The organism is Pantoea sp. E956-1, from assembly GCF_982223955.1.
In genome coordinates this window covers 1008884-1021101 of sequence record NZ_CEUYZP010000001.1, presented here as the reverse complement: position 1 = coordinate 1021101, position 12218 = coordinate 1008884, and the positions used below count along the sequence as shown (strand labels likewise).

At 56.6% G+C, this 12218-nt stretch carries 11 protein-coding genes and 1 riboswitch; of the genes, 3 read left to right on the top strand and 8 right to left on the bottom strand.

Features of this window, described 5'->3' with window-relative positions; genetic code table 11:
* Window positions 1-8: 8 nt before the first annotated feature.
* Window positions 9-1577: an alkyl hydroperoxide reductase subunit F gene (ahpF, locus tag AC0T7J_RS05025; protein ID WP_311977575.1), complete on the top strand. Its 1569-nt coding sequence runs from the start codon at window positions 9-11 to the stop codon at window positions 1575-1577.
* Between the two features lie 53 nt (window positions 1578-1630).
* Here the strand turns inward: ahpF and AC0T7J_RS05020 are convergent, their stop codons facing one another.
* Window positions 1631-2590 (bottom strand): AEC family transporter, encoded by a 960-nt coding sequence (locus tag AC0T7J_RS05020; RefSeq protein WP_473792577.1) that lies wholly within the window; start codon window positions 2588-2590, stop codon window positions 1631-1633.
* A gap of 97 nt (window positions 2591-2687) precedes the next feature.
* Window positions 2688-2885 carry a hypothetical protein gene (locus tag AC0T7J_RS05015; RefSeq protein ID WP_473793183.1) on the bottom strand — a complete coding sequence of 66 codons (198 nt, stop codon included), beginning with the start codon at window positions 2883-2885 and terminating at the stop codon, window positions 2688-2690.
* Window positions 2886-3191: 306 nt separating this feature from the next.
* Window positions 3192-3292, top strand: a riboswitch (TPP riboswitch).
* A 34-nt stretch (window positions 3293-3326) separates the two neighbouring features.
* On the opposite strand from AC0T7J_RS05015, the gene thiM reads away from it, so the two are divergent.
* Window positions 3327-4115 (top strand): hydroxyethylthiazole kinase, encoded by a 789-nt coding sequence (gene thiM / locus AC0T7J_RS05010; protein WP_473792576.1) that lies wholly within the window; start codon window positions 3327-3329, stop codon window positions 4113-4115.
* Complete coding sequence (gene thiD, locus AC0T7J_RS05005; RefSeq protein ID WP_473792574.1) at window positions 4112-4912, top strand: bifunctional hydroxymethylpyrimidine kinase/phosphomethylpyrimidine kinase; 801 nt, start codon at window positions 4112-4114, stop codon at window positions 4910-4912. The genes thiM and thiD overlap by 4 nt, the downstream gene beginning before the upstream one ends.
* A 52-nt stretch (window positions 4913-4964) precedes the next feature.
* Here thiD and AC0T7J_RS05000 read toward each other — a convergent pair whose 3' ends face one another.
* From AC0T7J_RS05000 to yegS, 6 genes are all read right to left on the bottom strand, one after another.
* Complete coding sequence (locus AC0T7J_RS05000; protein WP_010248206.1) at window positions 4965-5651, bottom strand: GntR family transcriptional regulator; 687 nt, start codon at window positions 5649-5651, stop codon at window positions 4965-4967.
* 100 nt (window positions 5652-5751) lie between these two features.
* On the bottom strand, window positions 5752-7212 hold the full coding sequence (locus AC0T7J_RS04995; RefSeq protein ID WP_473792572.1) for a mannitol dehydrogenase family protein: 1461 nt from the start codon (window positions 7210-7212) through the stop codon (window positions 5752-5754).
* Between the two features lie 67 nt (window positions 7213-7279).
* Window positions 7280-8563 carry an MFS transporter gene (locus AC0T7J_RS04990; protein ID WP_473792570.1) on the bottom strand — a complete coding sequence of 428 codons (1284 nt, stop codon included), beginning with the start codon at window positions 8561-8563 and terminating at the stop codon, window positions 7280-7282.
* An 82-nt stretch (window positions 8564-8645) separates the two neighbouring features.
* Window positions 8646-9656: a Zn-dependent oxidoreductase gene (locus tag AC0T7J_RS04985; RefSeq protein WP_473792569.1), complete on the bottom strand. Its 1011-nt coding sequence runs from the start codon at window positions 9654-9656 to the stop codon at window positions 8646-8648.
* A 10-nt stretch (window positions 9657-9666) separates the two neighbouring features.
* The gene (gene manD, locus AC0T7J_RS04980; protein WP_010670990.1) at window positions 9667-10881 is read right to left on the bottom strand and encodes a D-mannonate dehydratase ManD; all 1215 of its coding nucleotides are present in this window, start codon (window positions 10879-10881) and stop codon (window positions 9667-9669) included.
* Between the two features lie 220 nt (window positions 10882-11101).
* A complete protein-coding gene (gene yegS, locus AC0T7J_RS04975) occupies window positions 11102-12001 on the bottom strand; it encodes a lipid kinase YegS (RefSeq protein WP_473792566.1) in 900 nt (299 codons plus the stop codon).
* Between the last annotated feature and the right edge of the window lie 217 nt (window positions 12002-12218).

Sequence of the window (12218 nt, the reverse complement as noted above, 5' to 3'; positions counted from 1 at the left end):
ATATCACTATGCTCGACACAAATTTGAAAACCCAGCTCAAGGCTTACCTTGAGAAATTAACCAAACCTGTTGAGTTGATTGCCACGCTGGACGAAGGTGCAAAATCAACCGAGATCCGTGAACTGTTAGTTGATATCGCCGGTTTGTCTGACAAAGTCAGCTTCCGCGAAGAGAACGATCGTCAGGTGCGTAAGCCCTCATTTCTGATCACCAACCCAGGTTCGAACAGCGGCCCGCGTTTTGCCGGTTCACCTCTGGGTCACGAATTTACCTCACTGGTACTGGCACTGTTACAGACCGGTGGGCATCCGTCGAAAGAAGCACAGAGCCTGCTGGATCAGATTGCCGCGCTGGACGGCGACTTCCATTTCGAAACCTACTATTCACTCTCATGCCATAACTGCCCTGACGTCGTACAGGCGCTGAACCTGATGGCGGTGATTAACCCGCGCATCAGTCATACCGCTATCGACGGTGGCCTGTTCCAGAACGAGATTCAGGAACGTAACGTGATGGGCGTGCCAGCGGTTTACCTCAATGGTAAAGAGTTTGGTCAGGGGCGGATGAGCCTGGCAGAAATCGTCAGCAAAGTGGATACCAATGCGGATAAACGCGCGGCGGAAGAGCTGAACAAGCGTGACGCCTATGAAGTCCTGATTATCGGCAGCGGCCCGGCGGGCGCAGCGGCAGCCATCTACTCAGCACGTAAAGGTATCCGTACCGGCCTGCTGGGTGAGCGTTTTGGCGGCCAGGTGCTGGACACGGTTGATATCGAAAACTATATCTCCGTACCGAAAACTGAAGGGGCAAAACTGGCCGGTTCACTGCGCGCACACGTGGATGATTACAACGTGGACGTCATTGAAAGCCAGAGCGCCATCAAACTGATCCCGGCAGCGAAAGAGGGCGGAATGCACGCCATCGAAACCGCCTCTGGCGCAGTATTGAAATCACGCAGCATCATCCTGGCGACCGGCGCTCGCTGGCGTAACATGGGCGTGCCGGGTGAAGAAGAGTATCGCACCAAAGGCGTCACCTACTGCCCACACTGCGATGGCCCGCTGTTTAAAGGCAAACGCACGGCAGTGATCGGCGGCGGTAACTCCGGCGTGGAAGCGGCCATTGACCTGGCCGGTATCGTTGAACACGTTACGCTACTGGAGTTTGCCGGTGAGATGCGCGCTGATCAGGTGCTGCAGGATAAGCTGCGCAGCCTGAAGAACGTGGATGTGATCCTGAACGCCCAGACTACCGAAGTGAAAGGCGACGGCACCAAAGTCACCGGCCTGCACTATATCGACCGTACGACGCAGACCACTCATGAGCTGCCGCTCTCCGGTATCTTCGTTCAGATCGGTCTGCTGCCGAACACCCCATGGCTGGAAGGCGCGGTTGAGCGCAACAAAATGGGTGAGATCATCATCGATGGTAAATGCGAAACCAGCCTGAAAGGCGTGTTCGCCGCGGGCGACTGCACCACCGTACCGTACAAGCAGATCATCATCGCCAGCGGCGAGGGTGCTAAAGCCTCACTGAGCGCTTTTGACTATCTGATTCGTACCAAATCGGCTGAGTAACATTTAGTCAGCCAGACAATAGCCCTTCAGCACGTGTGCTGAGGGGCTTTTTTTTAATAGCCCGCCAGCGTCATCAGCATCATCCAGACTGGCGTTGTCACCGCCGCAAACACGGTAGAAAAAAGCATGCTCGCCGCCGCCGGGCCGGTAATGACATTAAACTTCTGCGACATCAGATAGACGTTAACCCCGACCGCCATCGATCCCAGCAGCACCACCACTTTACTCTCCAGCGGCGGCAAGTCGGTCAGCCACGCGATAGCCCATACCGTCATCGGTTGCAGCACCAGTTTCAGCAGGCAGATGGTATAGCTCTCTTTTAAGCCATCCCGCACCCGATAGTGCGCCAGGCTCATGCCCAGCGTCACCAGCGACAGGGGGGCGGCCAGTGAGGCCAGCATCTTTAACGGTTCCGCGGCCAGCAGCGGCAAGGGACGTTGCAGAAAGCTCCAGGCTGTACCGCTGAGAATACCGATGATCAGCGGATTCTTCAGCACGCCGAGCAGGGTGCGCCAGAGTCCTTCCAGCGAGAAGCTACCCTGCTTTGCCCACTCGACCGAAACGGTCAGTAAGGTCCAGAGGATCAGGCTGTTAAACACCAGCACCAGTGCGACCGGGGGCAGGGCTTCTGGCCCCAGCAGTACCGTGGCCACCGGGATCCCCAGCATCACGTTATTGGAAAAGATGCCGCCCAGCGCAAAAACCGACGCCGCTACGCCATCCAGATTAAACAGCCTTGTTGCCAGCAATCGCCCCACGATAAACACCAGCAGGCAACTGCCGAAAAAGGCCAGCAACAGGCGTGCATCCACCGGCGGACTTTGCGAGAAGGTGCTCATCACCCGAAACAGCATGCAGGGCAGGGCAACATTAAACACAAAGCGGTTCATCCCTTCGCTGATGCTGGAGGGCCATTTCCCCAGGCGCGTCAGGCAGTATCCCAGCAGGATCAGGATAAACAGCGGGGCTGACAGGTAAATTTGATGGCTCAAGCTTTCAAACAGCTGTGACATAGAGAGAGTCTGGTCAGACGATGATTAGTTACCAGACTAACAAATTGCTAACTAACTGTTAACTTTAACTGCGTCGGGAATGACCGTTGCCGGGACGTTAATCTAACCAGCGGCGCGCCTGCCGATCGCTGATGTCGCGATAATAGACCCGGTGAATAATTTCGCCACAGCCTGTGCAGCGGGCGGAAATATAGGTGGAGAGATACTGTCTGCCATTGGGTGCTATGGCACCCTTGCGTTCAATATGAATATCCTGCCATCGATGGCGGTGTGGAATAAGCGCTAAAAATCGCATCATACATCCCGAATAGTATGAAGTTCCGCTTCAGGAATTTCTAACTCCATGAAATAAATTGTTTTTTACGATGATGCTACAAGCAGGTTAATTATTATGGGGAAACCAGAGTCTCTGCGGGAAATATTACCCGTCCGGGCAATAAGCGGAGCTACCTATAAAGAGGTACCTCGTTAACCCGCAGCATTAAGCCTTTTTTTGCACCCTCAGGCGTTGATCGGGATCATGTGAATTGTTTCAGCTCTGATTATTTCCCAGGCGGGAGTCGCTTGCTTTCGCTGCGCGGCTTGCCTATGCTGCAAGCCGTAACACGACTCGGGGTGCCGCTTTCCGTCAGGAGAGGGCTGAGAAAAACCCGCTGACCTGAACTGGATAATGCCAGCGTAGGGAAGTCTGATGCCTGACCGCATTCGCCTTCTTGTTCGCCGGTTGGGAGCTACGATGACACATCAATCTCAACACCTTTCTGCCGCGCATTTCGCGCCCATTCTGCACGCTTTTCGCCGCCAGTCACCGCTGGTGCACTGTATGACCAATGACGTGGTCCAGAACTTCACCGCCAACGTGTTGCTGGCACTCCATTCCTCACCGGCGATGGTGATCGATGCCGTTGAGGCCGCCCAGTTCAGTCGCATGGCCGATGCACTGTTGATAAACGTGGGCACCTTAACCCGCGAGCGCCAGCAGGCGATGCAGGCTGCCGTGACCGCGGCTAATCAGGCGGGCACGCCCTGGACACTCGATCCGGTTGCCGTCGGCGCACTGACGCTGCGCAGTGACTTCTGCCAGCAATTGTTAAGCCAGCAACCGGCGGTGATTCGGGGAAATGCGTCAGAGATTCTGGCGCTGGCACAACAGGCCAGCGGCGGGCGCGGTGTCGACACGCTGCATCAGGCGGATGCAGCACTCGATGCGGCCCAACAACTCGCGGAAACCTGGAGCACGCTGGTGGTCGTCACCGGTGAAGTGGACTACGCCACCGATGGTCAGCGACGCCTTGCTGTACAAGGTGGAAACCCGTTAATGACACGGGTAGTCGGGACCGGCTGCGCCCTCTCGGCAGTGGTGGCGGGGTTCAGCTCTCTGCCGGGCGATCGGCTGATGAATGTCGCGGCCGCCTGTCAGGTGATGGCGCGAGCGGGTGAAAAGGCGGCGGCGCAGGCTGCCGGCCCCGGCAGCTTTGCCACAGCGTTTATTGATGCACTCTGGACGCTGGAGGAGAAATCATGAAGCGCATTAATGCTCTGACGATTGCCGGAACCGATCCCAGCGGCGGCGCAGGGATTCAGGCCGATCTCAAGACCTTTTCCGCCCTTGGGGCCTATGGCACCAGTGTCATCACCGCGCTGGTGGCACAGAACACCTGCGGCGTGCAGTCGGTTTATCGCATTACGCCTGACTTTGTTGCCGCCCAGCTTGATTCAGTGCTCAGTGATGTGCGCATCGACAGCGCAAAAATTGGCATGCTGTCTGAAACGGCTATCGTGGAGCAGGTTGCTGAACGGCTGAGCAATGCGGATATCCCGTTTATCGTGCTGGACACGGTCATGGTCGCGAAAAGTGGTGATGCGCTGCTCTCGCCAGACGCCATAGCCAGTGTACGGGAGCTGTTATTGCCGCAGGTCTCGCTGATCACACCTAATCTGCCGGAAGCGGCGGCGTTGCTGGACTGCGCCATTGCGGCAGATGAGGCGGAGATGCGCGAGCAGGGACGGGCATTGCTGGCACTGGGTTGTCAGGCCGTGCTGATGAAGGGCGGTCACCTTGCGGCCGCGGAGAGCCCGGACTGGCTGATCACGCACTCAGCAGAGCAGCGATTCAGTACGCCGCGCGTGAATACCCGTCATACGCATGGCACCGGCTGTACGCTGTCGGCAGCCTTAGCCGCGCTGCGACCGCGTCATACTGACTGGGCAGAGACGATTGGAGAAGCCAAAAACTGGTTACAGCAGGCGCTGCTGCAGGCGGATTCGCTGGAGGTCGGGAAAGGTATCGGACCGGTTCACCATTTTCATCAATGGTGGTAATGACGAAGGCCCGCCTCGACCTGGTCATCGGGCGGAGCGGGCGGCTTCAGGTTCAGGGTGCTTCAAACCAGGCGCTGTTACGCTCGGCAATCGGGGTGATAGAGAAGATCATCTCCTGCAGATGACGGCGCATCGCCGCTTCGGCTGCATCGGCGTCATGACGCTTCAGCGCGGCAAAAATCTCTTCATGCTGCTCAATCAGCTTGTCCGGTGGAGAGACTTCACTCAGCGTCAGAAACCGCACCCGGTCCATGGCCGCTTTGATGTTCTCCACCGTTTCCCAGGCCAGCTTACAGTCAATGCTTTCAGCAATCAGGCGATGAAACTCATCGTCCAGAGTGAGAAAAGCCTGGCTGTCATGCCGTTCAGCGGCCATGCGCTGCAGTTGCAGGTTATGCTCCAGCGCCATCAGGGCCGGATCATCAATCTCCAGTGCCGCACGGCGAACCACCGACACCTCAACGGCCTCCCGGATAAAACGGCCATCCGCCACCCGCTTAGCGGAGATTTTGCGCACGAAAGTGCCACGCTGCGGCAATACCTGTACCAGTCCGGCTTCGGCCAGCTTGATGAACGCTTCGCGCACCGGCTGGCGTGAGACGTTGAAGCGCGCGGAGACCTCTTTTTCCGAGAGCAGCGAGCCCGGCTGAATTGCGCAGGTGACGATATCTTTGCGCAGATACCGGTAAATCTGCTGATTTACCGGTTCGCTGGTAGTAATGGTATAGGCGATCGACATGCAGCAATATCCATATTACGGCTGACAGGGGCCAGCGCGATGGGAAAGTGTCAGTCTAATCAGCGCGCTGCGTCTGCGCCAGCGCTTTGTCACCAGGCTGTTATGCCTGGCGCATACACTGTTGCACCGTCGCCCGCGCGCCCTGCGTCGTCAGCTGCTGGTAATGTGTCGTCAGTCGGGCAACCAGATCGGCGTTCTGCGCCAGATCGTCGCCAAAGATGTCGCGCAGACCTAATAGCGCACGGACACGCGCTTCGCCTTCTTCGCTTCCGGCAACCGTCTCTGCCAGCGTGGCTTTCAGCGGATCGCGGATCTCAATCGGTTGACCCTGTTCATCGACGCCGCCGACATAGCGCATCCAGCCCGCCACGCCCAGCAGCAGCAGGTCGCAGCGGCTGCCGCGCTGCAGGTGCCAGCGCAGACTGTCGAGCATGCGTTGTGGCAATTTTTGCGACCCATCAGTGGCGATTTGATATGTGCGATGTTTAATGGCACGGTTTTCGTAACGGGCGATCAGCGAATCGGCATAGGCGTTGAGATCCACGCCCTGGGTACGCAGCGTCGGTGCCTGTTCATCGAGCATCAATGAACGGGCGGCGGCGCGGAAATGGGGATCGGCCACGCAGTCGCTGATGTACTCATAACCGGCCAGAAAGCCGAGATAGGCCAGGAAAGAGTGGCTGCCGTTCAGCATGCGCAGTTTCATCTCTTCATAGGGCAGAACGTCACTGACCAGTTCTGCACCCGCTTTTTCCCACGCCGGACGGCCACTGACAAAGTTATCTTCTATCACCCACTGAAAGAAGGGCTCCGCTTCAACCGCCACCGGATCACGGGAGCCGAGCCGTTCGGCTAAAGAATCAAACGCTGCATCGGTCATCGCTGGCACGATGCGGTCAACCATGGTCGACGGAAAGGTAATGTGTTGCTGAATATAGTCTGCCAGTGCCGGATCCTGATGCTGTGCCAGTTGCACAACAACGTTGCGGGTCACGTGACCGTTTTCCGGCATGTTGTCACAGGACATCACGCTAAAGGCGGGTAAGCCCTGATCCCGTCGGCGGCGAATAGCGGCCAGAATCAGACCGGGTAGTGAACGCGGCGAATCAGGATTCTGCAGGTCATGCACGATATCAGGGTGATCGGGATTTAAATTGCCACTGGCTGGCTGGTGACAGTAGCCTTTCTCGGTGACGGTCATGGAGACAATCGCCACATCAGGCTGGCTCATGGCATTGATCACCGCCTCAATACCGTCACTTTTGCCGTGCAGCGCCTGAGTAATGACGCCAATCACCCGGGTTTGCAATGAATCATCGGCCATCTCGGTGAGGGTATAAAGCAGATGCTGCTCTCGCAGGGCCACAATCAACGCGCCGCTGTTGAGGTTCACTTCACAATATCCCCAGTCGCTGCCCTGTTCAGCCAGCTTATCGCTGCAGAGCGCCTGATGGGCGCGGTGAAATGCACCAAAACCGATATGTACCATGCGGGTTTTTAACTGGCTGCGGTCGTAAGCGGGGCGTTTGACCTCCGCGGGCAGGCGATCAATCTGTAACATAGTCCATCCTTATGGCAAACGGGGCGCAAAGCGCCCCGAAATCATACATCTGTTAGCGAAACAACACTCAGACCGAAACCGGTTTATCCTGGGTTTTCGGACTGCGAATCACAAATAACACCAGGAAGGCACCCAGCGCGGCGACACAGCCCGCAAGGATAAAGGCGCTATCGAATTTACCGGTGTGCTGAACAATGAAGCCGGTGACGATCGGCCCGATGATGCCGGAGAGGCTACCCACCAGATGGATAAAGCCACTGATGCTGCCGATACGGCTCTTGTGCACCACATCCTGAATAATCGCCCAGTAGATTGCACCGGTGATGTAGAGAAAGAAAATCGACACCGACATCATAATTACCGCAGGCACCACATCTTTTATCGTACCCGCCAGCGCCACACAAATTGCGGCGGCCAGCAGTGAGACCACCAGCACAATTTTGCGGGACAACAACAGCTTGCCGGTGATGTTAAAGATCTTATCGGAGATCCAGCCACCCAGCGCCAGGCCAACAAAACCGACGATCCACGGGATCATGGTGGTGATGCTCATCGATTTGATATCCAGGCCGTGCGCCTGCACCAGGTAGGCCGGGAACCAGCTCAGGAAGAAGAACAGAATGTAGTTGTAGCAGAAGAAGGCAAAAGCGGTGACCAGGATAATCGGCTGGCGCAGGTAGTAGCCAAACGGATGTGACGTTTCCGACAGATCGACTTCATCATTCGGGTTCGTTGCTTTCAGGCGATCAATCAGCAGACGTTCCTCTTCTCTGACGCGCTTGCTCTTTGCCGGATTATCAGCGGCGAAGAACAGCCAGAACGCCATCCACACCAGACCGATACAGCAGACAATCACGAACGCCGGACGCCAGCCATAGGCCAGGGCCAGATAACCAATGATCGGGCCGGCGACCGCGCCACCCAAAGGTGATCCGGCACTCAGTAAACCCATCGCCGTTGCGGCCTGTTTTTTCGGGAACCAGCCGTTAATCGCTTTGTTGGCCGAGGAGCAGATCGGGCCTTCAGCCATGCCGAACAGCACACGCAGGATCAGCAGCGACCAGAAGCCGGTGGCCAGTGCGGTCATGCCGCAGAAAATGGACCAGGCACCTACTGCCACAGCCAGCACGATTTTAGGGCCATAGCGGTCAGTGGCAAGGCCGCCAAGAAAGTTAAACAGGGCATAGCCAAAGAAAAAGCTGCCGAAGATCATGCCAAACTGCTCAGCATTGATCGCCAGATCTTTCTCCACCAGCGGCACCGTCAGCGACAGGGCGACACGATCGAGGTAGTTAATCATGTAAACCAGGAACAGCAGCAAAACGAGGGTCCAGCGCAGATTCTTGAACATACAAACTCCGTGATCTGTTTTATCTTTATAGTCATGCCGGCGGGTACGCACCGGCTGAGGAGACCTGGTGTTCAGCGGATAATTAACCCATCTGAAGGATGACTTTGCAGCAGGTGCGCGGATCTTTTTCGAACAGGGTCATCGCACGCTCAATCTCCTGCAGCGGGAAGTAGTGCGTGACCAGTTTCTCTGGCTGGATTAACCCTTTTTCCATCCATTCGATCACCTGTGGGAAACGATTGCTGTTTAGACGTGAGGTAAACAGCGACAGCTCCTTGCTGGTCAGGCTCTGCTGCGTAATGCTGGATGGCTCGCCGGAGAAGCCCAGCAGGCCGATGCGCGCGGCCGGTGAGGCGAGGGCAGCCGCTTCAGCCAGAATGGTGGGATGGCAGGCCGCGTCGATAATCAGCGTAGGCTGCACGCCCTCAAGCTGTGCCGCCAGCGGGATTTCGCTGTTATCGAACCGTTGATCGGCACCGCTCTGCTCTGCAAGTGCCAGCCTTTCCGGCAGGCGATCCACCACCATCACCTTTTTCACCTTATAGACGCCCTTCAGCACCTGAATCGCAGTGAGTCCCATCGGACCGGCACCGTAAATCAGTGCCACATCATCTGGCTGGGGCTTGAGAAACGCGGTGATATTGGCGGCGATAGTGAAAGGCTCAACCAGACTGGCGAGCCGATCGGGGATGCTGTCCGGCAGGGAAAAGGCATTTTTTGCCGGAGCCAGCGCAAACTCGCTGAAGCCGCCGTCACGGTGCACGCCAATCACCTGCAGTGTGGTGCAGACATTGGGGCGTCCCACCGAGCAGGGATAGCAGCTGCCGCAGCTCACCACCGGATCCACCGCCACGCGGTCGCCCAGCCGGGCTGGATCAACACCGTCGCCCACCGCGTCAATCACGCCAAAAAATTCGTGACCAATTACCCGTGGATATTTCGCGAACGGGTTATGACCGTGCCAGATATGCACATCAGAGCCGCAGATACTGGCATACGCCACTTTGACCCGGACTTCGCCTGCCGCCGGTTGAGGCAGCGGACGTTCAGCCACCACCAGTTCACCCGGCTGTTCAATAACAACGCTTTTCATCAGCTTCTCCTTACCAGTTCCACAGTGTGCCATCTTCAAGACGGGCGACCGGGAGGTAGGCAGGTTCATAGGGATATTTCGACGCCAGTTTCTCGTTGAATTCAATGCCGAGACCTGGTTTGTCGCCTGGATGCATGTAGCCCTGGTCAAAGGTCCAGTTTGCATCAAACAACTCCATCATCTGTTCGGAGAAGCCCATATACTCCTGCACACCGAAGTTCGGCACCCAGAGGTCAAAGTGCAGTGCAGCCGCCATGCAGACAGGGGAGAGATCAGAAGGACCGTGCGAGCCGGTGCGCACCTGATAGAGCGAGGCAAAATCAGCGATACGCCGCATACCGGTAATGCCGCCGGCATGCGTAATGGTGGTGCGGATGTAGTCGATCAGCTGTTCTTCAATCAGCTGCTTACAATCCCAGATGCTGTTGAACACTTCACCCACGGCAATCGGCGTAACAGTATGCTGGCGGATCAGGCGGAAGCACTCCTGATTCTCAGCAGGCGTCGGATCTTCCATCCAGAACAGGCGATAATCTTCCACGCTTTTGCCAAAACGCGCCGCTTCAATCGGCGTCAGGCGATGGTGCATGTCATGCAGCAAGTGCTCGTCGAAACCAAACTTGTCACGGATGGCCGCGAACAGTTTCGGGGTGAAATCGAGGTATTTCTCGGTTGACCAGAGCTGCTCTTCGGGCCAGTTGCCTTTGGTTGCAGGCTCATAGGCCAGACCTTTGCCTTTCGCCATACCGTAAGTGGTTTTCATGCCCGGAACGCCGCACTGCGCGCGAATCGCTTTGAAGCCCAGCTCTTTGTGCTTCGCGTAGTCATCCATCACTTCATCAATGGAGTGGCCGGTGGTGTGGCAATAGACCATTACACCGGTGCGTGATGCGCCACCCAGCAGCTGATAAACCGGCATATTGGCGGCTTTGCCTTTGATATCCCACAGTGCCATATCGACGGCCGAGATAGCGGACATGGTGACCGGGCCACGACGCCAGTAAGCGCCCTTGTAGAAATATTGCCAGATGTCTTCGATCTGATGCGCATCGCGGCCAATCAGCTGCGGGCAGACGTGATCTTTCAGGTAGGAGGCGACCGGTAATTCACGGCCATTCAATGTGGCATCGCCAATGCCGGTCAGACCCTGATCGGTGGTGATTTTTACGGTGACAAAGTTTCTGCCTGCGCAGGTTACAAATACTTCTGCCTTAACAATTTTCATCCTGGTTGCCTTAAGTCAGCGTTCAATGATGAAAAAGTACGCGATTTAATACTACCATACAAGTTGGGGTGGCAGAGTTGTGAACGGAATCACAGAGTGTTTACATTGCCTGAAAACGCCCGTTAAGACGTGATAAAGCGAGGCAGCAGGGGGAATGTTACGAAGAAAATAGGCGCTATTGGCAAGAGAAGAAAAAGGGGCTTTCGCCCCTGATGCTGGTTCAGGCAAGCAGCGCGCACTGTGGCGGCAGGCGGCAGCTCAGCGCACCCGCCATCACCTCAATCACGAATTCGCGCCCGGAAAGCGGCTCGCCATCAAGGTTAAAGGTCATCTCATGCGGAGAACGGATCGTCAGTGACTCCAGTTGCGTGGTGACGATGCCGGGATTGTCATCATCGCCGGTCAGCGAGTGCAGCAGGGTCGGCAGCAGCTCCTGTGCGGTGACAATACTGATATCCAGTCTGCCATCGTTGATCAGGGCAGAAGGGCATAACCGCTGACCGCCGCCCGCCTGACGACCATTACCGATACCGATTACCAGCGCATCACCCTGCCAGGCGAAATCGGGGCCGCTGATCTCGCAGGTATCCGGTTTCAGCGTATCCATGCGCATCAGACCGTGAATAAAGTAGGAGACGCCACCCAGCGCCGACTTTAGCTTTTCCGGCGTTTCAGTCGTGATACGGGTACCAAACCCGCCGGTCGCCATATTGATGAAGAAGTGGCTCTGGTTTACCCTGGCCAGATCGATGGCGCTTGCTTTGCCCTGAACCGCCAGTCGCAGCGCCGGTTCCATCTCTTCCGGGATGCCAACGCTGGTGGCAAAGTCGTTGGCGGTACCCAGCGGCAGGATGCCGAGCACCGGGCGATGATCCGCTTCAGAAGAAGCCAGCGCTGTCGCAATTTCATTGATGGTGCCATCGCCGCCACCGGCCACCACGGTCGCGGCCTGCAGCGCAATGGCCTCTTTGACGTACCGATCGCCGTCACCTTTTTCAAACGTGACACGCACCGCAATGTCGAAGCCTTCTTCACGCAGGGTCGTAATAGCTTCGCGCAGATCATCATTACCCGCGCCTTTCCCATTCAGGATGAGCAGCGTAAGCGGTTTATTATCCATTTTGCGTTCCTTGAAGATCTACAGAGTAAGAAGGGATTTATACCACAGCTGCCAGCAGTAAATTATTGGCGAAAGAGAGAAAAAAGAAAACCCGCACGGGGGAGCCGGGCGGGTAAATGAGGTGGTTCCTGGTAAATCTGCCGTTTATTGTTACTCGTTAGCAGCAGGCGGGACTATAAAGCAGCGCTGCACAGGGGTCTGTGATCCTGTTCTGATT

What these genes read in the sequence shown, in the direction of transcription:
- ahpF (WP_311977575.1), top strand. Translation starts at nt 9, where the DNA reads ATGCTCGACACAAATTTGAAAACCCAGCTCAAGGCTTACCTTGAGAAA.
- AC0T7J_RS05020 (WP_473792577.1), bottom strand. Translation starts at nt 2,590, where the DNA reads ATGTCACAGCTGTTTGAAAGCTTGAGCCATCAAATTTACCTGTCAGCC.
- AC0T7J_RS05015 (WP_473793183.1), bottom strand. Translation starts at nt 2,885, where the DNA reads ATGCGATTTTTAGCGCTTATTCCACACCGCCATCGATGGCAGGATATT.
- thiM (WP_473792576.1), top strand. Translation starts at nt 3,327, where the DNA reads ATGACACATCAATCTCAACACCTTTCTGCCGCGCATTTCGCGCCCATT.
- thiD (WP_473792574.1), top strand. Translation starts at nt 4,112, where the DNA reads ATGAAGCGCATTAATGCTCTGACGATTGCCGGAACCGATCCCAGCGGC.
- AC0T7J_RS05000 (WP_010248206.1), bottom strand. Translation starts at nt 5,651, where the DNA reads ATGTCGATCGCCTATACCATTACTACCAGCGAACCGGTAAATCAGCAG.
- AC0T7J_RS04995 (WP_473792572.1), bottom strand. Translation starts at nt 7,212, where the DNA reads ATGTTACAGATTGATCGCCTGCCCGCGGAGGTCAAACGCCCCGCTTAC.
- AC0T7J_RS04990 (WP_473792570.1), bottom strand. Translation starts at nt 8,563, where the DNA reads ATGTTCAAGAATCTGCGCTGGACCCTCGTTTTGCTGCTGTTCCTGGTT.
- AC0T7J_RS04985 (WP_473792569.1), bottom strand. Translation starts at nt 9,656, where the DNA reads ATGAAAAGCGTTGTTATTGAACAGCCGGGTGAACTGGTGGTGGCTGAA.
- manD (WP_010670990.1), bottom strand. Translation starts at nt 10,881, where the DNA reads ATGAAAATTGTTAAGGCAGAAGTATTTGTAACCTGCGCAGGCAGAAAC.
- yegS (WP_473792566.1), bottom strand. Translation starts at nt 12,001, where the DNA reads ATGGATAATAAACCGCTTACGCTGCTCATCCTGAATGGGAAAGGCGCG.